Here is a 21,686-nt window from a genome sequence, read left to right as displayed (position 1 = left end):
CCAACGGTGGCCCGCCGCCCGTGCGGTGGCGGTCGGGGAGTACCTGCCCAGCGGGGGCGGGCGGCATCCTCCGGGACGGCGACGGTCCGGAGATCCGGCCGGGAAAGGCCCCTACAGGTCCGGCTCGGTGCCGCGGCCGAGGTAGGTGACGGGGCCGGGGTCGGGGACGTCGATCTCGGTGAAGCCGAGGCGGTCGTAGAAGATCCGGGCCGGGGTGTTGGAGGTGAGCATGGAGAGGTGGACGCCCCGGACCCCCTTGGCGTGCAGGGCCGCGAGGAAGGTGCGCATCAGTGCCTTCCCGTAGCCCTTGCGCTGCCAGTCGGGCAGCAGGTCGATGTGCAGATGGGCGGGGTGTCCGGCGAGTTCCGGGAGCACCATGCGCTCGGGGGTGTGCAGGAGGGCGGCCATCGCCTCGCCGGGACTGCCCGGCGGGCCCTCGGGGCGCGGGTGGCGGTCGGCGACGAGGGGCAGCCAGCGCTCGCGGAACTCCTTCGCGAAGCGGGCGGTGTCGGCGGTGCCGAGGATGTAGCCGACCGCGCGGCCGGTGCCGTCGTCCAGGACGAAGACCAGATCGGGTTCCAGCTGGGCGTAGGGCGTGGCGAAGATCGACGGAACCAGGTCGTGGTCCGGGTAGATGTGCCGGGCGTCGCCGCCGCCGTCGGCGGTCCGGATGCAGATGTCGGAGAGGGCCGCGCTGCCGCCGGGGCGGTAGGCCCGTGGGCCGGGAAGAGGGTTCACGGGCTCATCCTGCCGACTGGGAGAGCGCTCCCACAAGGAATTTGCGGAGGTTACGGGTTGACGGCCGTGAGGAGCACGACGGCGTCCTCCAGGGCGAGCAGTCCGTGCCGCTCCTGCGGGATCGGGTGGAGCTGTCCGGGGGTCAGTTCGACGTCGCCGGAGTCCGCGGTGAGCCGGACGGAGCCGCGCAGGACCTGGAGCGAGGCGGCGGGCGGGGCGTTGTGCTCGTCCAGCGCGGCGCCCGAGGTCAGGGCGATGACGGTCTGCCGCAGCGGGTCCTGATGGAGCAGGAGGTGGGCACTGCGGCCGTGCGGCGAGTTGCGGGCGGCGGCCAGGTGCTCGGCGGCGAGTGCGTTGAGATTGTTCGGAGCGTCCATGGACCCCACTCTGCCGCAGCGCCCGCCGGGCCGCGAACCTGCCGCGCGGATTCCGGCCGCGCGCCGGTCGCGAGCGGCCATCCGGTGACGAAGAGTCGAACACACGTCGGGTTCGCCGGGGGTTTCCCTAGGATGGGAGCGTCCCGCGCCGCCGGTGTCCGCACGCCGCAGCGCCCGTACCTGCCGAGGAATCGACGTAACGGTGTACCAGCCCCACGTGTTCACGCTGACCGAGGACGGCTACCGGGGGCCCGCTCCCTCCTGGCGCCCCGGAGCCCCCTCCGTCTGGCTGGTGGACACCGGGCTGAACGCGGAGGCCGTCCGGCGGCTGGCACCCGGCATCCTCGACGCCTCCGAGCGCGCCCGGGTGGAGCGGCTGGCGTTCCCGGCCGACCGGGAGTGCTACACCGCCGCCCATGTGGCCCTGCGGCTGCTGCTCGGCGTCCACCAGGGCGTCGCGCCGGACGCGGTACGGCTGGTCCGGGAGCGCTGCCCGTCCTGCGACGGCCCGCACGGCCGGCCCGCGACCGGCGGCGGGGTGCACTTCTCGCTCTCGCACACCCGGGGCGTCGCGCTGCTGGCCTTCGCGGACCGGCCGGTCGGCGTGGACGTCGAACGCGTCCCGGAGCCGCGGGTCGTGACGGAGATCGCGGGACAGCTGCACCCGGCCGAGGCGGCCGAACTGGCCGCGCTGCCGCAACGGGAGCGGCCCGCCGCCTTCGCCCGCGTATGGACCCGCAAGGAGGCGTATCTCAAGGGGGAGGGCGTCGGCCTCGCGGGCGGTCTGCACCGCGACCACATCGGCACCGGGCCGCACCCGCTGGACCCGCCGGGCTGGGCGGTCACCGATGTCGCCGTCCCGGCCGGGTACGCGGCGGCGGTGGCCGCCGGGACGGCGGGGCGCCCGCCCGAGTAGGGCCGCGACCGGCGAAAATGGCAGTTCGCACCGACCGACCGATACGGAGGAGTGGCAGATGCCGCACGCACGAGCCGGACAGCAGGCGCGCCCCGAGGATCTGACCGACGTGGCACGGCTGGTGACGGCGTACTACGCGCTGCACCCCGATCCGGCCGAGCCCGGCCAGCGGGTGGCGTTCGGTACCTCCGGGCACCGCGGCTCGTCGACGGCCACCGCGTTCAACGAGGACCACATCGCGGCGACGAGCCAGGCCATCAGCGAGTACCGGGCCCGGCAGGGCACGGACGGGCCGCTGTTCCTGGGGGCGGACACGCACGCCCTGTCGGAGCCGGCCCGGGTGACCGCGCTGGAGGTGTTCGCCGCCAACGACGTACGGGTGCTGATCGATTCCGGGGACGGCTACACCCCGACGCCCGCCGTGTCGCACGCCATCCTCACGTACAACCGGGGCCGTACGTCGGGGCTCGCGGACGGGGTGGTGGTCACCCCGTCCCACAATCCGCCGGGCGACGGCGGGTTCAAGTACAACCCGCCGAGCGGCGGACCGGCCGGCTCGGACGCGACCGGCTGGATCCAGGACCGGGCCAACGAGATCATCGCGGGCGGCCTCAAGGAGGTCCGCCGGGTGACGTACGCACGCGCGCTCGCCGCCCCCACCACCGGCCGGTACGACTTCCTGGGCACCTATGTGGCGGACCTGCCGTCCGTGCTCGACCTGGACGCGGTGCGCGGGGCGGGGGTGCGCATCGGCGCCGACCCGCTGGGCGGCGCCTCGGTGGCGTACTGGGGGCGGATCGCCGAGGAGCACCGGCTCGATCTGACCGTGGTCAACCCGCTGGCCGACCCCACCTGGCGGTTCATGTCGCTGGACTGGGACGGCAAGATCCGGATGGACTGCTCGTCGCCGCACGCGATGGCCTCGCTGATCGGGCAGCGCGACCGCTACCAGATCGCCACCGGCAACGACGCGGACGCCGACCGGCACGGCATCGTCACCCCGGACGCCGGGCTGATGAACCCGAACCACTATCTGGCCGTGGCCATCGACTACCTGTACGCGCACCGGGAGGACTGGCCGTCCGGGGCCGGGGTCGGCAAGACGCTGGTGTCGTCCGGGATGATCGACCGGGTCGCCGCGGACCTCGGCCGGCGGCTGGTCGAAGTGCCGGTCGGCTTCAAGTGGTTCGTGGACGGGCTGGCCGACGGGTCGCTGGGGTTCGGCGGGGAGGAGTCGGCCGGGGCGTCGTTCCTGCGCCGGGACGGCTCGGTGTGGACGACCGACAAGGACGGCATCCTGCTCGCCCTGCTCGCCTCGGAGATCCTGGCCGTCACCGGCGAGTCCCCGTCCCGGCGCTACGCCGCGCTGACGGCCCGCTTCGGCGAGCCCGCGTACGCGCGGATCGACGCCCCGGCCGACCGGGAGCAGAAGGCAGTGCTGGCGCGTCTGTCGCCCGAGCAGGTCACCGCGGACACCCTGGCCGGTGAGCCGGTGACCGGCGTCCTGACCTCGGCGCCCGGCAACGGGGCGGCGATCGGCGGCATCAAGGTGACCACCGAGAACGCCTGGTTCGCCGCCCGCCCCTCGGGCACCGAGGACGTGTACAAGATCTACGCGGAGTCCTTCCGGGGCGCCGAGCACCTGGGCCGGGTCCAGGAGGAGGCCAGGGCCGTGGTCTCGGCGGCGCTCGGCGCCTGATCCGGCGGGACCGTTCCTCCCGGCCCGGCACCGGGGGGAACGGTCATCCGCTCAGGGCGTCCGCACGGTGGGCCTCGGCGCGGGCGGCATGCCGCTCCCGATGAAGAAGCCGGGGTGCGGCGGCTGGTTGTAGGCGGTGTTCTGCCAGGCCGGCGCGGTGCGGTAGGTGGTGTCGTGGAGCAGGGTGGTGATCCTGGTACCGGTCTCGTACGGCGTGGAGTAGATGCGCAGCGCGGTGTTGTTCACGGTGGGCCAGACCACTTCCTCGCGCCGGTCGCCGGAGAGGGCCGGGGTGGCCTTGGTGCCGTTGTCGGAGTGCACGGAGGCCGCGGTCAGCAGCCGGGTGTCGCCCGAGGTGCCGTACTTGTCGATGTGGGTGCCGTCCAGCAGCTCGCGCGTGGTGTCCCCGTCCCACCAGGCGAGGAAGTTGGTGCTGGACGGTTTGCGGCTCGCCACCACGGTGCCGTGCGGGTCGCGTATCCCGGAGGCCGCCGACGACCAGGACTCGGCGCCCGCGCTGCCCGCCCAGATGTCGCCGCTGACACCGCGTCCGTTGTCGCCGCCGGCCGGGGTGGACCAGATGATCTGCCCGGTCCGCGCGTCGGCCATCCAGGACGAGGGCTTCGAGCCGTCCTCGTCCACCTTGAACTCTTCCAGGCCCGGCCGCGCCGGGTCCAGGTCGCCGACGTGCATGGCGTCGCCGTGGCCGTTGCGCGTGGTCCACAGGGAGCGGCCGTCGTCGTCCACCGCCATCGCCCCGTAGACGATCTCGTCCCGGCCGTCGCCGTCCACATCGGCCACCGACAGCTGGTGGTTGCCCTGGCCGTCGTAGCCGCGGCCGGTGTTGGTGGAGCTGTTGGTGTCGAAGGTCCAGCGCCGGGTGAAGGCCCCGCCGCGCCAGTCCCAGGCGGCGATCACGGTGCGCGTGTAGTAGCCGCGGGCCATGATCAGTGAGGGCCTGCCGCCGTCGAGGTAGGCGGTGCCGGCCAGGAAGCGGTCGACGCGGTTGCCGTAGCCGTCGCCCCAGGAGGAGACGCTGCCGCGCGCCGGGACGTAGTCGACGGTGCCCATGGCGGCGCCGGTCAGCCCGTTGAACATGGTGAGGTATTCGGGGCCCGACAGCACGTAGCCGGCGGAGTTGCGGTGGTCGGCCGACGCGCTGCCGAGCACCGTGCCCCGGCCGTCGACGGTGCCGTCGGCGGTCTTCATCGCCACTTCGGCCCGGCCGTCGCCGTCGTAGTCGTACACCTGGAACTGGGTGTAGTGCGCGCCGGAGCGGATGTTGCGGCCCAGGTCGACGCGCCAGAGGCGGGTGCCGTCGAGCCTGACGCCGTCTACGACGGTGTTGCCCGTGTAGCCGGACCGGGAGTTGTCCTTGGCGTTGGTGGGCTGCCACTTCAGTACGAAGTCGAGCGCGCCGTCCCCGTCGAGGTCGCCGGCGGAGACGTCGTTGGCCTCGTAGGTGTACGGGACGCCGTCCGGGGTCGTGCCGCCCGGCGGCGGGCTGATGGGCACGTCCTTGTAGCCGGCCCGGAACTGGATGGCGTGCGCGGAGTCGCCCTGCTCGACGCCGTTGACGACGGCGCGCACGGTGTAGTCGGCGTAGCTGGGCGCTCCGGCGTGGAAGTAGTTGGTCGAGCCGGTGACGGGCGAGGAGTTGACCTTCGTACCGGCGCGGTAGACGTTGAACGCGACCGTGTCGGGGTCGGTGGCGAGCCAGCGCCGGCTGACGAGGTTTCCGCTACCGGTGTGGACGCTGACGACGCCCCGGTCCAGCGCCTCCACCTGCCGCGCGGTGGCGGCGTGCGAGGTCTGGCCGGTGACGACCAGCGCGGTGGTGGCGAGGAGTCCGGCGGTGACGGCGCCGAGCAGGGTGCGGGTCCGGGTGGTACGGGGTCTGCCGGTGGTACGGGGGTGTCCGAGAACCACGGTGCGTGCCTTCCGGAGTGGGGGTGGGTGGGGTACTCCTCAGTGGCCGCCGGTTCCGGAAAGGTTGCCGCCTCGCCGGGAACCCGTACGCCCCGCCCGGTCAGGCGGGAGCCACCCGGGTCGTGTACGCCGCCGGCTCACCCGTTCGCCGCGGCGCGGTGGCCGGTGGGGGCGGGGGCGCGCAGGCTGTCCGGAGAGCTGCCGATCGGCAGGGCGGCGGAGCCCGTTGGGGGTGCGACGTGTCGGACACCGGTGCCACGGCCCCTGGCGCGGACCCGGGCGGGGAGATGGCCCAGGCGCTCCTGGAGACGCTGTTCCGCCAGTCCGCGGTGGGGCTGCATGTGCTGGACACCGAGTTGCGGGTGGTCCGCGTCAACGCCCTCAGCGAGAAGGTGGACCCGGACCGCATCCTGGGCCTCCACTTCACCGAGGCGTACCGGCTGGACGATCCCGGGCAGGCGGAGCGGCTGCTGCGCGAGGTGCTGCGGACCGGCGAGCCGGTGCTCAACCGCGCCGCGCGCGGCCGGCTCGCCCTGGCCCCCAGCCCCTCCCGCGGCCTGGATGTGACGCTGCACCGGCTGGACGGCGCCCACGGCCGCCCGCTCGGGGTGCTGGCGGCCGTGGTGGACGTCGACGAAACGGAGAAGGCGCACGTACGGGCCGATGTGCTGTCGGCGGTGCGCAGGGGGGCGGGCCACTCGCTGGATGTGGCGGCCACCTGCGAGGGGCTGGTGGCGGCGCTGGTGCCCGCGTTCGCCGATCTTGCCGTGGTCGAGGTGGTGGACGAGGTGCTGCGGGGCGCCGATCCGCCGCTCAGCCCGCTGCGCCGGGACGTGCCGCTGCGCCGGGCCGCGGTGCGGGGGACGGGGACGGCGCCGGACAACCTGGTCGGCGAGTTGCGCAGGCTGCCCGAGTCGACCCCGTTCGCGCTCGCCGTCACCGATCTGCGGCCCCGGCTGGTCGAGCTGGGGCCGGACACGCCGTGGCTGGACGCCGACCCGCCGACGCGCGGGATGATCGAGGCGATCGGCGCCCATTCCCTGATCGTGGTTCCGCTGAAACTGCACGGCTCCGTCCTCGGCCTGGTGAGCCTGTACCGGCACGGGGGCGACCACTACGACGAACGCGACCTCACCCTCGCGGTGACCGCCGCCGCCCACACGGCGCTGAGCATCGAGAACGCGCTGCGCTACGCCCGCGAGCATGTGATCGCCTCGACCGTGCAGCGGCGGCTCCTCCCCCAGCACGACGGCGCCCATGTGGCGATCGAGACCGCGCACGTGCTGCTGCCGGGGCGCAACAGCGGCTGCTGGTTCGACACCATCGGGCTCTCCGGCGCCCGGACCGCGCTCATCATCGGCAATGTGGCCGGGCACGGGCTCCAGACGGCCATCACCATGGGCCAGTTGCGCACCGTGATCCAGGCGCTGGCGGGCCTCGACCTGGAGCCCGACGAGGTACTCGCCCGGCTGAACGACACGGCGGACCGGCTGGTGGACGAGCGCAGATCGCTGCCGCCGGGCGACGCGCTGCACCGCCAGCCGCTGACCGCGACCTGCCTGTACGCGGTGTACGACCCGTTCACGCAGGTGTGCACGGTGGCGCGTGCGGGGCATCCGGCACCGGTCGCCGTGGGCCCCGACGGCACCCCGCTGACCCTGGACGTCCCGGAGGGTCCGGCGCTCTTCTCGGACGACAGCGCGCCCTTCGCGACCGGTTCGGTGCGGCTGCCCGAGGGCAGTGTGCTGGCGTTCCTGACCGACGCGCTGCTGCCCGAGGCGGAGTCGGTGGAGCGGGTGCGGGAGGCGCTGGCCTTTCCGGAGCGCCGGCTGCGGGAACTGTGCGACGCGATCGTCTACAACCTGCCGGCCGAGGCCGATCCGGACGGGGCCGCGCTGCTGCTCGCCCGGACGGGCGTGGTGCCGGCGGACCGGGTGGCGACCTGGGAGCTGGCCCACGACCGGACGACGCCCTCGGTGGCCCGCACCCTGGTCCGGGACCGGCTGGAGGGCTGGGACCTGGACGAGGACACCATCGAGGCGACGGAGCTGATCGTCAGCGAGCTGATCACCAACGCCGTCCGCTACGGCACCCCGCCGGTGCGGCTGCGGGTGCTGCTGGACCGCACGCTGACCTGCGAGGTGCACGACACCAGTCCGGTGGCCCCGCATCTGCGCCACGCCCGTACGGTCGACGAGGGCGGGCGCGGTCTGTTCATCGTCTCGCAGCTCGCCAACCACTGGGGCACCCGCTACAGCACCGACGGCAAGGCGCTGTGGACGGAGCAGGAGATCCCGGACCAGGACTCCTGACGTACCGGCCCTGTCAGGACCCGGCCGCCCGGGGTTCCTCCGGTTCGGGCCGCCGCCCCGACCAGCCGAGCAGGACCACCGAGCAGACGGCGGCGAACGCGCACCACGTCGAGATGAACTCGTACCGCCACAGCGCCGCGCAGAGCGCCGCCCCGCCCGCGACGAGCACGCCGAGCAGGGCCAGCCGGCGGTCGCCGGACAGCAGCAGCGCGCCGATGGTGGCCAGCAGATAGCCGGCCACCAGCAGCCGGGGGTACGGCAGGTCCACCGCGTAGCCGAGGGTGTGCCCGCGCACCTCGGCGGTCACCGGCCGGGTCGCCAGGCAGTACGCGAGGACGGCGGCGGTCGCCGCCCCGGCGGCCAGGGGCACGGCGAGCCGGCGCCGCGCCCGGCGCGGGGCGGCGCACAGCACGCCGAGCGGCACCCACAGGGGCAGCAGCGGCAGGGCGACGACGGCCCAGGCGAGGGTGGCCGGTCCGCTCCCGTCGTCCGTCCGCCAGACGGCTGCCTCGATCAGCTGGTGCGCGCCCAGGAGCAGCGGCAGCGCCGCCAGCGGCAGATCGCGCGGCCTGCGGGTACGGGCCACGCAGGCGGCGCCGAGCGCGGCCACCGCGCCGCCCGCGACGAGGTCGGCGGTCGCGCTCCAGCACATGCGGCCACGCTACGGGCCGCCGGGGCGGCCGGAGAAGAGGGACACACACATATTGACCGGTGCATGACGTTGCCGCGCCTGCTTCAGGCCGTCGCGTCCGACCAGGCGTACGGCGGCGGCACCGGCTCGTCCGGCCGGCCCGCGCCGGACTCGCCGATGGCACGGTCGGCCACGCTCATCAGCTGCCCGGCCACGTCGTGCATGGCACGGCTCGCCGCCACCTCGTCGCCGATCGTGGGCACGTCCGGGTCCTGGGGACTGCACCGGGCGATGCCCTGGCCGGTGAGTTTCGCGGTGCCCGTGTCCAGCACCGCCTCCGCGCGGGTCGTTCCGCCGTCCTGCGACAGCTCGACCCGCACCGTCCATTCCAGCGTGCGGTTCATCGCATACCTCCCGCGGCCCGCGCCGGCCGGCGGGCGCGGGCCGCCGCACGGGTCCACCTCCAGCATCCCCCCGACCGGCCGCCGCCGCCCGTCCACCCGCCCCGGCCTGCGCCCGGACCCGCGCCGAAATAGGATGCGGACAGGGCGTCGGCCATCGTGGCCGCGGCCGCCCCGGCACCCCGGCCGAACCGCTCCGGGGTGCGGCCCGCCCTCTCCTGCCCGCCACCCCACTGCCCCCGCGGAGCGGCCCATGAACCGGCGTCGTCCCCGGTCGGCCAGCTCCGACGAACTGCTCACGACCCTTCACGACCTCACGTCACGGGCCCGCCGCGAGGTGGAACTGCACCAGGCGAGGGTGGAGCTGGCCGAGGCGCTGCAGCGGGAGATGCTCCCCTCCGACCTGCCCTCGCTGCCCGGCCTGCGCAGCGCAGCCCGCTACTCCCCGGCGCGCGGCGGGCTGGACATCGGCGGCGACTGGTACGACGGGTTCGTGCTCCCCGACGGCTCGCTGGCGTTCGCCATCGGGGACGTCCAGGGCCATGACGTGGAGGCCGCGGCCTTCATGGGCCAGATCCGCATCGCGATGCGCGCCCTCGCGGTGGCGGACGCCGATCCGGGCGAGGTCATGCGCCGCACCAACGACGTCCTGCTGGGCGCGGACTCCAGTCTCCTGGCGACCTGCACCTTCGTCAGCATCGCCCCCGTGACCCGGCTGCTGCGCAGCGCGCGGGCCGGCCATGTGGCCGCCGTCTGGGCCACAGCGGACGGCCGGGCGGGCACCACGGACGACGAGGGCGGGCTGCCCCTGGGGGTGCTGCCCGGCGAGGAGTACCCGGTCACCACCCGGCAGCTCGCCGACGAGGGCGTCTTCGTGCTGATGACGGACGGGGTGGTCGAGGGCCCCTCGTACTCGCTGGACGACGGTCTCGCCGAGGTGGTGCGGCTCGCCCGGTCCCGGACGGGCGAGGACGCGGAGGCGCTGGCCGACGCGATCCTGGGCGCCGCCGAGCACACCGGGCACGAGGACGACGCGGCGGTGCTGGTCCTGCGCCACGAGCGCCTCGCGTCCGGCGGATGAGGCGGGCTCCGGCCGCCCGTGCGTGTCACGCCGCCGTGAGCCCGTGGGCCGGTGTCTGATGAGAGGCGTGATCCGCAGTGAGAAGACCCGCAGATACCTGGTCGCGGTGCTGCGTGTGGCGGCCGTCGCCGTCGTCTACTACGGGTCGGCGCGGCTGGGGCTGCTGCGGCAGGTGACCGTGCAGGGGGCCGTGGTGACCCCGCTGTGGCCGCCGACCGGGGTCGCGCTGGGCGCCCTGCTGTGCCTGGGGGTGCGGGTCTGGCCCGGCATCGCGATCGGCTCGCTGGTGGTCGTCACCGCGCTGAGCGGGACGGTGCGCCCGGCCACCGCGGTCACCGTGGCGGCCAGCACCCTGGCGCCCCTGTGCGCGTATCTGATGCTGCGCCGGGCCGGTTTCCGCGTGGAGCTGGACCGGCTGCGCGACGGGATCGTGCTGGTGTTCCTCGGCGGGATGCTCCCGATGGTGATCAGCGCGACGGCGGGGGCCGGGATGCTCGTCGCGGACGGGAAGCTGGCGTCCGCCGACTTCTGGTCGGTCTGGGCGGCCTGGTGGGCGGGCGACGCGATGGGGGTGCTCATGGTGACGCCGGTGCTGCTGGTGCTGCGGCGGGTCCGGCCGCCCCGGCTCAGCGACCGCTGGGTGGAGGCCGGGGCGCTCTCGGTCGTCGCGGTCGCGGTCGCGGTGGTGGCCACCCGGAGCACGCTGTCGATGGTCTATCTGGTGTTCCCGATCCTCATCTGGGCCGCCCTGCGCTTCCAGCTCGCCGGGACCGCGCCCTGCGCCCTGCTGGTGTCGGTGCTCGCTGTGCTGGCGGGCACCGCCGGGAACGGCCCCTTCCAGGAGCACACCATGGTGGAGGTGATGATCAGCCTCACCGTGCTGAACGGGGCCGTGTCCCTCACCGCGCTGCTGCTCGCCGCCGTCGTCACCGAACAGGACAACGTCCGGCGCCGCATCGAGAGCGCCTGCGAGGAACTGGCCGAGGTGGTGGACCAGCTCGCACCCGGCCGGTCCGCCACCGCCTGGCCCTCCCGCGCCCAGGACGAGCGCCGCGCCCGCTGAACGCGCGGCTCAGCGCGGGAAGCAGCGGTCCAGGAACCGGTTGCGGAAGACGCCGTCCGGGTCCTGGCGGGCCATCAGCGCCTCGAAGTCCGCGTAGCGCGGGTACAGCGTGCGCAGCACCTCGGGGGCGGTGGTGAACACCTTGCCCCAGTGCGGCCGGGCACCGAACGGGGCCGGCGCCTCCTCGATCCGAGCGACGACCGGTGCGACGGCGGCCGCGTCCGGCGCCCAGGTGAAGTGGAACGCCACCGAGTCCCTGCCGTACGCGGGGCTCAGCCACAGCTCGTCGGCGGCGACCGTGCGGATCTCGGACACCTGGAGCACCGGGGCGATCCGCTCGCGCATCCGGGCCGGCGCCTCGTACGCGGCGACGGCGTCCCGGCGGGCCACGAAGTACTCCGACTGGAGTTCGTCGCCGTTGCTGGGGGTGAACTCCATCCGGAAGTGCGGAAGTCGCCGGAACCACGGACCGGGCACACCCTGCTGGCGGGTGCAGTTCCCGGCGGGCATGCCGGGGACCGGGTGCCGGGGGCCGTCCGCGAGGCGGGCGCCCAGCCACCCGGCGGGCACCGGGTCGGGGCCGCCGTCGTCCGCCCGCCGCTTCAGCCACACCTGGCCGACCGGTCCGGGGCGCCAGTCGGTGAAGACGCTGACGCTGTACGCGGCGGACATCACCTCGTCGAAGCGCGCGGTCAGGGTGGCCTCGGGCAGGTCCGCGTACACCCACTGGCGTACGTCGAAGGCGGGCACCAGGTCCAGGTCCAGCGAGGTCACCACACCGAGTGCGCCCAGGGACACCACCGCGCCGGGGAAGTCGGCGTCGTGGCGCCCCAGGGTGCGCGTCCCGCCGTCGGCCGTCACCAGGGTGAGGCCGCGCACGGCGGCCGCCAGGGAGCGGTTGCCCACACCGGAACCGTGTGTGCCGGTGGCGACGGCTCCGGCCACGGAGATGTGCGGCAGCGAGCCCAGGTTGGCCAGGGCGAGACCGCGCTCGTGCAGTTCGGCGGCGAACTCGCCGTAGGCGAGCCCCGCGGTGAGGGAGACCGTGCGGCCGGGGACATCGATGTCGGCGGTGCGCGGCAGGCCCGCGAGCGAGATGTGGTCGCCGGTGGTGTCGGCGACGGTGTTGAAGGAGTGCCGGGTGCCCAGGGGGCGTACCGCGTCGGGGGCGGCCACCGTCTCGCGCAGTTCGCGCACCGAGCGCGGTACGCACAGCCGCCTCGCGCCGAAGGTGATGTTGCCGGCCCAGTTCTTCGCCGCGGGGGTCACCGTGCCTACCTCTTCCGTTCGTGGTGCCGGGTACGTCTCCCCCGGCACCGCATTCTCCCAGACGGTTTTCGGGCACCCGGAGGCGAGCGGGCCGAATACCGCCCCCACCACCGTGCGGGCACGTACCGTAGTGGGGGAAACCGAGATACATGTCCGCACACCCGCCGACAACGCTGTGGCCCACATACCAACACGTGCGCACAGAACCTGAGATCCGGTACGGATCGGGACGAGTCCCGGATCGCCGCGCCTGTCTGAACTTCACCGGAACTCCAGCGAAATGCCATGTGTGTGGATATCGTGCACCGAGCGAAGGCGCGTCCGCCATCCACGGGATCGGCGGAGACGCCACTGTATGGCGATGCGACTATGACTGGGGGGTTCATGGGGCATGTCGAGCTACCCGAATCCGATATACCGAGGCCCGTGGGACTGGCGGGGGCGCCACGTCCGAGGACTTCGTCCGGCCTGCCGTCCGGCCGGGGCTCGCGCCACCCGCGGGTTTCGGCCGTGCCGCGGGGACGCGCCGCCCGGTCGGTGGGCGCCGGCCGGTTACCGCCCCTGGTGGTATGCGTCGAGGCGGTCGGCCTGGGGTTACCGGCCTGGCTCGTGCTCCGCGCCGGCGGACAGCCCGGCGCCCTCGCCGGGGCGCTCGCGGCCACCGCGGTGTGGTGCGGGGTGCGGGCCGCGCGGGGCAGATACGCGTTACGCGTACCGGGGCGGCCATCGGGGGCACTGACCACGCCCGGCGACTGGCTGCTGCTCATCGGTGTGCTGGCGGTGCTGTGGACCGCGATCGACCGGTCCATCGACCCGGCGGCGGCCGTGGTGGCGCTCGTACCCGGCCTGCTGACGGCCGCGGGCACCTCGGGGGCGCGCGGCATCCACTGGTCCGGGCGGCGCCGCACGGTGCGCCGGGTGCTGGTGGTCGGCGAGGCGGAGGGCGTGGACCGGGCGGTGGGGCTGCTGACCTCGCGGGCGGGCCACGGCCATCTCGTGGTGGCGGCCCTGCCCGTCGGCACAACCCCGCTGACCTGCGAGGTACCGGTGCCGGGACGGCTGGCTCCGGAGCCCGCGGGGGACGACGCCTCCACGGTACTGGGCGCGGCCTTCTCCCATGAGGCGAACCTCGCCCTGGTGGTGCCGGGACCGCGGCTCACCGAGGACCGGTTGCGGCGCCTGTCCTGGGGGCTGCACGACGGCGGGCTCGAACTCTCCGTGCTCTCCCACCTCTCGGAGACCGCGGCGGACCGGGTGCGCCCCTCGTCGGTGGCCGGGCTGACCCTGCTGCACATCGTGCCGCCGCGGCGCCGGGGGCTCCAGCCGGTGCTCAAGGCCGCGGTGGACCGGGCGGGCGCCGTGTGCGGCCTGACCGCCCTGGCCCCGTTCCTGCTGCTGATCGCGGCGGCGGTGCGGCTCACCTCGAAGGGGCCGGTCTTCCACCGGCAGGTCCGCCAGGGGCAGCACAACCGGCCGTTCGTCATGTGGAAGTTCCGCACGATGGTGGCGGACGCCGAGCAGCGCAGGGCGCGGCTGACGGCGGCGAATGAGAACGACGGCCCGATGTTCAAGATGCGCCGCGACCCCCGGGTCACCCGCATCGGCCGGCTGCTGCGCCGCTCGTCCCTGGACGAACTGCCCCAGCTCATCAACGTGCTCAAGGGTGACATGTCCCTGGTAGGTCCGCGTCCGCCGCTGCCGGACGAGGTGTCCCGCTACGACGAGCGCGAGTTGCGCCGGCTCGCGGTGAAACCCGGTCTGACGGGCCTGTGGCAGGTCAGCGGCCGCTCGGACCTGTCCTGGCAGGAGACCGTTTCGCTGGACCTCTGGTACGTCGACAACTGGTCGGTGGCCACGGATATGGGGCTCATGGCCCGTACGCTGCGCGCCGTCACCGACGGCCGCGGGGCGTACTGAGAGCGGGGGCCGGTATGGAGGCCGGAGTGACGGGAGCCGGGGCCGGGGTGGCCCGCCCGCCGCGGGCGGGTGCGGGCCACCGGGTCGGGCGGGTGCGGCTAGGGCGTGTCCGGCTGCCGCAGCCACCAGGAGTAGGTGTCCGCCACGCCCTCCCGCAGCGAAACGCGCGGGGCGAAGCCGAGGGCGTTCAGCCGGGAGACGTCCAGGAGTTTGCGCGGGGTGCCGTCGGGTTTGCCGGTGTCCCACGCGATCTCACCCTGATACCTCGTCACCTCCGCGACGGTCTCGGCGAGTTCACGGATGGTGAGGTCCTCGCCGCAGCCGATGTTGACGGGCGTGTCGTCGTCGTAGCGCTCCAGCAGGAGCACACAGGCGGCGGCGAGGTCGTCCACGTGCAGGAACTCGCGCCGGGGGGTGCCGGAGCCCCAGAGGGTGACGGTGGGGGCGTCGGACTCACGGGCCTCGTGGAAGCGGCGGATCAGGGCGGGCAGCACATGCGAGGTCTCCAGGTCGAAGCTGTCGCCGGGGCCGTAGAGATTGGTCGGCATGGCGCTGATGTAGGAGGCGCCGTACTGGCGCCGGTAGGACTGCGTCTGCACGATGCCGGCGATCTTCGCCAGCGCGTACGCCTCGTTGGTGGGCTCCAGGGGCCCGGTGAGCAGGGCGCTCTCGGGGATCGGCTGCGGGGCCAGCTTCGGGTAGATGCAGGACGAGCCGAGGAAGAGGAGCCGCTCGGTGCCGGCCGCGTGCGCCCCGGCGATCACGCTCAGCTGGATGTGCAGGTTGTCCTCGATGAACTGCACGGGATACGTGCTGTTCGCCATGATCCCGCCGACCCGCGCGGCGGCCAGCACCACGGCGTCCGGGCGTATGTCGCGCAGAAAGGCGGCGGTCGCCCCGTCGTCCCTCAGATCGAGGAGGTCACGGCCGCGCGTGATCACCTCATGGCCGTCGGCGGTGAGGCGGCGGGCCACCGCCGAACCCACCAGACCCCGGTGGCCGGCGACGAACACACGGGAACCGGGGCGTAACAGGGACGGGACGCGTTCCCGGTGAGGGCCGGGGAAATCAGTTGTCATGCTGACGGATTGTGCCAGCGACCGGTGGGAGCGGTGACGTTTTGCCCGAACCGCCGCCCGGCCCTCGGGATTCCATAACCAACTGCCCCACGGGCACACACAGAAGGGGGAAACATGACGAAGACCGCGCTCATCACCGGAGTGACCGGACAGGACGGTTCGTACCTGTCCGAGCTCCTGCTCCGGAAGGGCTACACGGTCCATGGCCTGATCCGCCGCTCGTCGAGCTTCAACACCGAGCGGATCGACCACATCTACCAGGGCCCGGAGCAGGAGAGCCGGTCCTTCGTGTTACACCACGCCGATCTCGCCGACGGGGTGGCGCTGGTGAACCTGCTGCGGGACATCCGTCCCGACGAGGTGTACAACCTGGGCGCGCAGTCGCATGTGCGGGTCTCCTTCGACGCGCCGCTGTACACCGGCGACGTCACCGGGCTCGGCACGATCCGGCTCCTGGAGGCGGTCCGGGCCAGCGGCATCGACACCCGTGTCTACCAGGCGTCGTCCTCCGAGATGTTCGGCGCCAACCCGCCCCCGCAGAACGAGCTGACCCCGTTCCACCCGCGCAGCCCGTACAGCGTCGCCAAGGTGTATTCGTACTGGGCGACGGTCAACTACCGCGAGGCGTACGGCATGTTCGCGGTGAACGGCATTCTGTTCAACCACGAGTCGCCGCGGCGCGGGGAGACCTTCGTGACCCGGAAGATCACCCGTGCGGTGGCCCGGATCAAGGCCGGGCTGCAGACCCGGCTGCACCTGGGCAACCTGGACGCGATACGCGACTGGGGGTACGCCCCCGAGTACGTGGACGCGATGTGGCGGATGCTCCAGTGCGACACCCCGGACGACTACGTGGTGGCCACCGGTGAGGGCGTCAGCGTGCGGCAGTTCCTGGAGTACGCCTTCCAGCACGCCGGCCTCGACTGGCGCGAGTACGTCCGCTACGACGCCAAGTACGAACGGCCCAGCGAGGTGGACGCGCTGATCGGGGACGCCTCCAAGGCCGGTGAGCTGCTCGGCTGGAAACCGGCCGTGCGGTCCCGGGAGCTGGCCCGGATCATGGTCGACGCCGATGTGCGCCGGCTCGCCGACGAACTCGCCGGGACCGCCGTACGGGTGGACCGGTAGGGCGGGGCAGACAGGTTCCGCGTTCTCGACCGTCCCCACCGGCAGCCGGCCGGGCGGGACAGCAACCGCGGCCCACCGGCCGCAGCCCGTTCTCACCTTCGGAGCTGAATGATGAAACCAACCACGGGGCGCCGGCCCGGCCGGACGCGGGCCACGGCCGCGGCGCTCTGCCTGCTCGCCGGTGCGCTGAGCGCCGCCGCGGCGAGCGGTACCCCCGCGGCCGCCCTCACCCCGCCCGTCTCGATCACCGCGGACGACCTGTCGACCTGGCAGACCAACGGCATCGTCTGGTCGATGGCCGCGTCCGACGACGGGGTGGTCTACGCGGGCGGCACCTTCTCCACCCTGCGGCCGCCGGGGGCGGCGGCGGGCACCTCGGAGCAGCCCGCCGTGAACTTCGCGGCGTTCGACGCCGCGACGGGCGAGCCCGCCGACTGCTCCCTGTCCTTCACCCTCTCCTCGGGCACCGCGACGGTGCGGGCGCTGGCCCTGTCCCCGGACGGCTCGACGCTGTACGCGGGCGGCCGGTTCGGACGGGTGAACGGTGAGGGCGTCAGCAACATCGCGGCCATCGACACCGCCACCTGCACCCCGCGCCAGGACTTCAAGGTCGCCGTGTCCGCCACCGTGCGGGCGCTCGCGGTCACCGGTGACACGGTGTACTTCGGGGGCGACTTCAACAGTGTGGAGGGGCAGAACCGCAACTACTTCGCCGCCGTCACCACCGGCGCCCAGCTGAAGCCGTGGACGGCGAACGCGGACGAGGTGGGCCGGGCGCTCGAGGTCACACCGGACGGGCAGCACGTGGTGCTCGGCGGGGACTTCTTCCGGGTGAACAGCACCAACAGCCACGCGCTCGCGGTGGTGGACTCGACCACCGGGGCGATCGACCGGAGCTACCCGGGATTCATCCCGAACACCTCCACGGTGCAGGACCTCACCAGCGACGCCACGCAGTTCTACACCGCCAACGAGGGCACCGGGGGCGGGGTGTTCGACGGCCGCATCGCCCTGGACCTCACCACGTTCGACCAGGTGTGGCGCGACACCTGCCTGGGTGCAACCCAGGCGATCCTGGTCCACAACGGGGTGCTCTACAGCGGCAGCCACGCGCACGACTGCGCATCGATGGGCGAGTTCCCCGACCAGCCGCGCAAACATCTGCTGGCCCAGTCGGTGGACGACCCGAAGCTGCTGCCGTGGTTCCCGGACACCAACGACGGGATCGGTGAGCCGGTCGGCCCGCGCGTGATGGCGCAGACGGACAAGGGCGGCCACCACTACCTGTGGGTGGGCGGCGAGTTCACCACGGTCAACAGCAAGCCGCAGCAGGGGCTCACCCGCTTCGCGGACGGCCCGGACACCGGGGCGCCCTGGGTGCCCAACGTGAGTGTGTCCACGGTCGAGCCGGACCGGGTGGACGTCAACTGGCAGACCAGCTTCGACACCGACGACGGGACGCTCACGTACCGCGTCTACAAGGACGGGGCGAGCACCCCGGTATACACCACGACGGGCTACTCGGTCTTCTGGGACCGGCCGCAGCTGCGGTGGACGGACACCGACGTGGCGCCGGGCGAGACGCACACGTACCGGATCAGCGCGAGCGACGGCACCAACACCAGCGCCAAGTCGCCCGCCGTGACAGCCGTCGTCGCCTCGGAGGCCGAGGCGTACCCGCAGCGGGTCGTGGCGGACGGCGCCTCGCTCTACTGGCGCTACGACGAGGGCGTCTCGACGTTCGCCGCCGACACCACGGACTCGCTGGACAACGGCTTCCTGCGCAACTCGCCCGCGTACCGGCAGACATCGGCCGCCGTTTCCGGATCCTCCACGGCGATCGGGTTCAACGGCAGCAACGAGTACGCGTACAGCAACCGGAGCAGATCGGGCGTCTCGGCGTTCTCCGTGGAGACCTGGATCAAGACCACGACCACGCGCGGCGGGAAGATCATCGGCTTCGGCAGCAACACCATGGAGCTGAGCGGCAAGTACGACAAGCACGTGTACATGCTCAACAGCGGCCGGCTGACCTTCGGCACCAGCAACCACGGCGGCCAGACCATCAGCACCCCCGGGGCCTACAACGACGGTGCCTGGCACCACGTCGTGGCCACCCAGGGGTCGAACGGCATGGCCCTGTACGTGGACGGACAGCTCCGCGCCTGGAACCCCTGGTACACCAAGAGCGCGAACTACACCGGCTACTGGCGGGTCGGCGGGGACAACCTGGCCACCTGGCCCAACCGGCCCTCCAGCAACTACTTCGCCGGGCAGATCGACGAGACCGCGGTGTATCCCGCCGTGCTCAGCTCCTCGCAGGTCGCCGCCCATTACGCGCTGAGGACGGGTGGATGAGGTATCCGTTCCTGACCGGTTCCGCCGTCGCCCTGGCGGCGGCGGTGCTGGCCGCCTGCGGTTCGTCCTCCGGTGACGGGGACGACGGCGGGAGCGGCGGCGGACGGGCGGCGGGAACACCCCCCGCCTCCTCCGGGCCGGTGGCCGGGACGGACGCGGCGCCCTCCGGGCCCGCGTCCGCCGGACCCCGGCCCGCCCGGAGCAGCGAGCCACCCACCGTCCCCACCGACCGGCTGACGCCGGCCACCGGCACGTTCACCGAGAAGCAGAAGGAGTACCTCATCGACCGGGTGCCCGTGGGCATCGACCCGGCGGCGGTGCTGGAGACCGGGCAGGAGACCTGCGACCGGCTGAGCTATCTGGTCAAGGTGGACCCGGACACGGCGGTGGGTGCCGTCGTGACGGGCGAGGTGGCCGACGCGGCACCCGCCGTCGCCCATCTGTGCCCCCGGCACCAGGAGGTGGTGGACCGGGCCGCGCTCGGCTACGCCGACGGGGTACACCGGGGCGCGGCGCTGCGGCCCGGCCGCTACCGGAACGTCTCCCCCACCGGCGCCTGCTCCTGGGAGGTGACGGGGCGCGGCGGCAAGGTGCTGGACTCGGGCTCCTCCGGCGACGGGAAGCGCAGCACGCTCACGATCACCGAGGCGGCACTCGCCTTCACTTCCACAGGCTGCTACGCCTGGCTTCCCGAAGGGGACAACGGATGAACAAGCTGCCGATAGCCGTGGCGATCCCCACGAAGAACGAGGGGCTCAACATCGCGGAGGCCGTACGGTCGGTCATCGATCATTTCGAGGCGGTGGTCGTCGTGGACTCGCACAGCTCCGACGACACGGCGAAGATCGCGGCGGAGTGCGGTGCGGAGGTCGTCCTGTACACCTGGGACGGCGGGCACCCCCGGAAGAAGCAGTGGTGCCTGGACCATGTCCGTACGGATCTGGACTGGATTCTGCTGCTCGACGGGGACGAGCGGCTGAGCCCCGGACTGCTGGCCGAGCTGCGGCGGGTCTTCGCCGATCCGCAGGCACCGAGGCCGGCGGCGTACGACATCCCGCTGGGCTACTGGTTCTCGGGGAAGCGGCTGCGGCACGGCTACACCATCCGCAAGCGGTCGCTGACCGACCGGACCCGCTGCCACTACCCGGAGGTGGGCGATCTGGACGCGCCGGGGATCGGCGAGGTGGAGGGGCACTACCAGCCGGTCGCGCAGAGCACGGCGGCGCTGGTCCATCCGATCGAGCACCAGGACCTGGACCCCGTCTCGGCGTGGTTCGAGCGGCACAACCGGTACTCGGACTGGGAGGCGTGGCTGAACCACCACCCGGAGGTCAAGGAGCAGGTGCGGCGCGCGAAGTCGCGGCAGGGGCAGGTGTTCCACCGGGCGCCGTTCAAACCGCTGGTGTCGTTCGCCTACATGTACGTCTACCGGCGGGGGTTCCTGGACGGGCGCGCCGGGTTCGACTTCGCCCTGGCGATGAGCTTCTACCGCTGGCAAATCGCCCTCAAGTCGCGGGAGAAGCCGTCCGGTTGACGTGCGGGCTCCTCCGGCGGACCACGTCCTCGTAGGTCCGCCGGAGGGTGCGGGTGACGACGTCGATGGTGAAGTGCTCGCCGACCAGTTCGTGGGCGGCCCTGCCCGCGGCCGCGTTGGCCTCCGGCTCCAGCAGTTCCAGGATCGCCCGCGCGACCTTGTCCGCGTTGGCGGCGTCCTGGCCGACGCGGCTGTCGATCACCCGGCCGGCCCCGGCGCGCGCCACATCCGGGCCGAGGCCGCAGGTGCGGGTGATGACGACCGGGGTGCCCACGGACATCGCTTCGAGCACGGAGACGCCCAGGGGTTCCTCGATCGACGGCAGCACGTACACATCGGCCTCCCGGCCGGCGGCCAGCACCTCGTCGTGGCCGAGGGGGCCGACATGGTCCAGCGCGTCCATGACGCCGAGCCTGCGGGCCAGGTCGAGGGTGCCGGGCAGGGCCCCGGTGTCGGGTCCGGCGAGGACGAAGCGGGCGTCCGGGTGGGCGGCGAGGACGGCGGGCATGGCGGACACGAAGTCCTCCGGGCGCTTGCGGGCCTGGATGCGGGCGAGGAACAGCACGGTCGGCGGGCGGCCGGCGGGGCGGGCGGGCTTGAACTCCTGCGGCCGCACCCCGTTGACCAGGCGCACGGTCCGGGTGAGGGCGACCGGGGCGGCGACGGCGTTGACGTCGAGCCGCTCGGCCTCGGTGAGGTGGAGCACGGCGTCGGCGCCGCGCAGCACCTTGCGCACCCCGAGCAGGTCGGTGAGCTGGGCGACCCGTTTCTCGGTGGGGTCGACCATGCCGTGGGTCTGGACGACCAGCGGGGTGCCGGAGGCGAGGGCGAGCAGGGCGGCGGGCAGGGTGACCAGGTCGCGCATCAGATGGACGTGGACGAGGTCGGCGCCGCGCATCATGCGGCGCGCGGCGCGCAGCAGGGCGCCGGAGGTGATGCCGCTGACCTCGAACACCGGCAGCAGATGGCGGGCCCGGAAGAGGTGGACGGGGACGCCCTCCACCCGGTCGGGCAGCGGGCCGTCGAAGCCGTCGCCGAGCGCCATGATCCTGGCGTCGTCCCCTGCGGCGCGCTGCACCTTGGAGAGGTTCAGGGCCACCCGTGTCGGACCGCCGAAGGCGTGGTCCGGTGTGTGCAGCGTGACGATGTGCAGGATCTTCACCAGGGTCCCCCTCATTCTCGTTCCCGGCCCTCACAGACTAGTCGTCGTATCTCCTCACGTGTGGTGATTCGTTAATGTGTGCCTACACAACG

General features: G+C 73.2%; 18 protein-coding genes. 10 read left to right on the top strand and 8 right to left on the bottom strand.

The features are described from left to right. Nucleotides 1-111: 111 nt before the first annotated feature. Nucleotides 112-738 carry a GNAT family N-acetyltransferase gene (locus DNK56_RS16705; protein WP_111334843.1) on the bottom strand — a complete coding sequence of 209 codons (627 nt, stop codon included), beginning with the start codon at nucleotides 736-738 and terminating at the stop codon, nucleotides 112-114. Between the two features lie 50 nt (nucleotides 739-788). Next, the gene (locus tag DNK56_RS16700) at nucleotides 789-1,115 is read right to left on the bottom strand and encodes a cupin (protein ID WP_111334841.1); all 327 of its coding nucleotides are present in this window, start codon (nucleotides 1,113-1,115) and stop codon (nucleotides 789-791) included. A 202-nt stretch (nucleotides 1,116-1,317) separates the two neighbouring features. Here DNK56_RS16700 and DNK56_RS16695 point away from each other — a divergent pair, with 202 nt between their 5' ends. Continuing rightward, entirely contained in the window at nucleotides 1,318-2,031 is a 714-nt protein-coding gene (locus tag DNK56_RS16695) for a 4'-phosphopantetheinyl transferase family protein (protein ID WP_111334839.1), read from the top strand. A 58-nt stretch (nucleotides 2,032-2,089) separates the two neighbouring features. Further along, nucleotides 2,090-3,730 carry a phosphoglucomutase (alpha-D-glucose-1,6-bisphosphate-dependent) gene (gene pgm / locus DNK56_RS16690; protein ID WP_111334837.1) on the top strand — a complete coding sequence of 547 codons (1,641 nt, stop codon included), beginning with the start codon at nucleotides 2,090-2,092 and terminating at the stop codon, nucleotides 3,728-3,730. 51 nt (nucleotides 3,731-3,781) lie between these two features. On the opposite strand, the gene DNK56_RS16685 is transcribed toward pgm, so the two are convergent. Beyond that, on the bottom strand, nucleotides 3,782-5,659 hold the full coding sequence (locus DNK56_RS16685) for a rhamnogalacturonan lyase (protein WP_111334835.1): 1,878 nt from the start codon (nucleotides 5,657-5,659) through the stop codon (nucleotides 3,782-3,784). Between the two features lie 239 nt (nucleotides 5,660-5,898). On the opposite strand from DNK56_RS16685, the gene DNK56_RS16680 reads away from it, so the two are divergent. After that, nucleotides 5,899-7,971: a SpoIIE family protein phosphatase gene (locus DNK56_RS16680; protein WP_111334833.1), complete on the top strand. Its 2,073-nt coding sequence runs from the start codon at nucleotides 5,899-5,901 to the stop codon at nucleotides 7,969-7,971. Nucleotides 7,972-7,984: 13 nt separating this feature from the next. Here the strand turns inward: DNK56_RS16680 and DNK56_RS16675 are convergent, their stop codons facing one another. Both DNK56_RS16675 and DNK56_RS16670 read right to left on the bottom strand, forming a co-directional pair. Next, complete coding sequence (locus DNK56_RS16675; RefSeq protein ID WP_111334831.1) at nucleotides 7,985-8,623, bottom strand: DUF6629 family protein; 639 nt, start codon at nucleotides 8,621-8,623, stop codon at nucleotides 7,985-7,987. Between the two features lie 83 nt (nucleotides 8,624-8,706). Beyond that, on the bottom strand, nucleotides 8,707-9,006 hold the full coding sequence (locus DNK56_RS16670) for a DUF1876 domain-containing protein (protein ID WP_111334829.1): 300 nt from the start codon (nucleotides 9,004-9,006) through the stop codon (nucleotides 8,707-8,709). A 250-nt stretch (nucleotides 9,007-9,256) separates the two neighbouring features. Between DNK56_RS16670 and DNK56_RS16665 the strand changes: the two genes are divergently transcribed. Together DNK56_RS16665 and DNK56_RS16660 are read left to right on the top strand one after the other, a co-directional pair. Then, nucleotides 9,257-10,084 carry a PP2C family protein-serine/threonine phosphatase gene (locus DNK56_RS16665; protein WP_111334827.1) on the top strand — a complete coding sequence of 276 codons (828 nt, stop codon included), beginning with the start codon at nucleotides 9,257-9,259 and terminating at the stop codon, nucleotides 10,082-10,084. A gap of 67 nt (nucleotides 10,085-10,151) precedes the next feature. After that, nucleotides 10,152-11,147, top strand: a complete 996-nt coding sequence (locus DNK56_RS16660) for an MASE1 domain-containing protein (RefSeq protein ID WP_111334825.1) — start codon at nucleotides 10,152-10,154, stop codon at nucleotides 11,145-11,147. Nucleotides 11,148-11,156: 9 nt separating this feature from the next. On the opposite strand, the gene DNK56_RS16655 is transcribed toward DNK56_RS16660, so the two are convergent. Then, nucleotides 11,157-12,416, bottom strand: a complete 1,260-nt coding sequence (locus DNK56_RS16655; RefSeq protein WP_111334823.1) for a D-arabinono-1,4-lactone oxidase — start codon at nucleotides 12,414-12,416, stop codon at nucleotides 11,157-11,159. Between the two features lie 426 nt (nucleotides 12,417-12,842). Here DNK56_RS16655 and DNK56_RS16650 point away from each other — a divergent pair, with 426 nt between their 5' ends. After that, on the top strand, nucleotides 12,843-14,333 hold the full coding sequence (locus DNK56_RS16650; protein WP_199563738.1) for a sugar transferase: 1,491 nt from the start codon (nucleotides 12,843-12,845) through the stop codon (nucleotides 14,331-14,333). Nucleotides 14,334-14,431: 98 nt separating this feature from the next. Here the strand turns inward: DNK56_RS16650 and DNK56_RS16645 are convergent, their stop codons facing one another. Beyond that, nucleotides 14,432-15,412, bottom strand: coding sequence for a GDP-L-fucose synthase family protein (locus tag DNK56_RS16645; RefSeq protein WP_111334819.1), 981 nt, complete (start codon nucleotides 15,410-15,412; stop codon nucleotides 14,432-14,434). A 114-nt stretch (nucleotides 15,413-15,526) separates the two neighbouring features. Between DNK56_RS16645 and gmd the strand changes: the two genes are divergently transcribed. The 4 genes from gmd (at nucleotide 15,527) to DNK56_RS16625 (ending at nucleotide 20,432) form a co-directional block, all read left to right on the top strand. Further along, the gene (gmd, locus tag DNK56_RS16640) at nucleotides 15,527-16,540 is read left to right on the top strand and encodes a GDP-mannose 4,6-dehydratase (protein WP_111334817.1); all 1,014 of its coding nucleotides are present in this window, start codon (nucleotides 15,527-15,529) and stop codon (nucleotides 16,538-16,540) included. A gap of 111 nt (nucleotides 16,541-16,651) precedes the next feature. Then, the gene (locus tag DNK56_RS16635) at nucleotides 16,652-18,898 is read left to right on the top strand and encodes a LamG domain-containing protein (RefSeq protein WP_111334815.1); all 2,247 of its coding nucleotides are present in this window, start codon (nucleotides 16,652-16,654) and stop codon (nucleotides 18,896-18,898) included. Then, complete coding sequence (locus tag DNK56_RS16630) at nucleotides 18,895-19,608, top strand: hypothetical protein (protein WP_111334813.1); 714 nt, start codon at nucleotides 18,895-18,897, stop codon at nucleotides 19,606-19,608. Before DNK56_RS16635 ends, DNK56_RS16630 begins: the two co-directional genes overlap by 4 nt. Beyond that, nucleotides 19,605-20,432, top strand: a complete 828-nt coding sequence (locus tag DNK56_RS16625) for a glycosyltransferase family 2 protein (protein WP_111334811.1) — start codon at nucleotides 19,605-19,607, stop codon at nucleotides 20,430-20,432. The genes DNK56_RS16630 and DNK56_RS16625 overlap by 4 nt, the downstream gene beginning before the upstream one ends. Here DNK56_RS16625 and DNK56_RS16620 read toward each other — a convergent pair. After that, nucleotides 20,404-21,594, bottom strand: a complete 1,191-nt coding sequence (locus DNK56_RS16620) for a glycosyltransferase (protein ID WP_111334809.1) — start codon at nucleotides 21,592-21,594, stop codon at nucleotides 20,404-20,406. The genes DNK56_RS16625 and DNK56_RS16620 overlap by 29 nt on opposite strands. Nucleotides 21,595-21,686: the final 92 nt, after the last annotated feature.

The sequence above is a fragment of the Streptomyces sp. AC1-42W genome (assembly GCF_003248355.1).
Taxonomy (GTDB): Bacteria; Actinomycetota; Actinomycetes; order Streptomycetales; family Streptomycetaceae; genus Streptomyces.
Note: the sequence above shows the minus strand (reverse complement) of the source record. Positions and strands in the feature narration are given on the sequence as shown.

What these genes read in the sequence shown, in the direction of transcription:
- DNK56_RS16700 (WP_111334841.1), bottom strand. Translation starts at nt 1,115, where the DNA reads ATGGACGCTCCGAACAATCTCAACGCACTCGCCGCCGAGCACCTGGCC.
- pgm (WP_111334837.1), top strand. Translation starts at nt 2,090, where the DNA reads ATGCCGCACGCACGAGCCGGACAGCAGGCGCGCCCCGAGGATCTGACC.
- DNK56_RS16675 (WP_111334831.1), bottom strand. Translation starts at nt 8,623, where the DNA reads ATGTGCTGGAGCGCGACCGCCGACCTCGTCGCGGGCGGCGCGGTGGCC.
- DNK56_RS16670 (WP_111334829.1), bottom strand. Translation starts at nt 9,006, where the DNA reads ATGAACCGCACGCTGGAATGGACGGTGCGGGTCGAGCTGTCGCAGGAC.
- DNK56_RS16665 (WP_111334827.1), top strand. Translation starts at nt 9,257, where the DNA reads ATGAACCGGCGTCGTCCCCGGTCGGCCAGCTCCGACGAACTGCTCACG.
- DNK56_RS16645 (WP_111334819.1), bottom strand. Translation starts at nt 15,412, where the DNA reads ATGACAACTGATTTCCCCGGCCCTCACCGGGAACGCGTCCCGTCCCTG.
- gmd (WP_111334817.1), top strand. Translation starts at nt 15,527, where the DNA reads ATGACGAAGACCGCGCTCATCACCGGAGTGACCGGACAGGACGGTTCG.
- DNK56_RS16635 (WP_111334815.1), top strand. Translation starts at nt 16,652, where the DNA reads ATGAAACCAACCACGGGGCGCCGGCCCGGCCGGACGCGGGCCACGGCC.
- DNK56_RS16630 (WP_111334813.1), top strand. Translation starts at nt 18,895, where the DNA reads ATGAGGTATCCGTTCCTGACCGGTTCCGCCGTCGCCCTGGCGGCGGCG.
- DNK56_RS16625 (WP_111334811.1), top strand. Translation starts at nt 19,605, where the DNA reads ATGAACAAGCTGCCGATAGCCGTGGCGATCCCCACGAAGAACGAGGGG.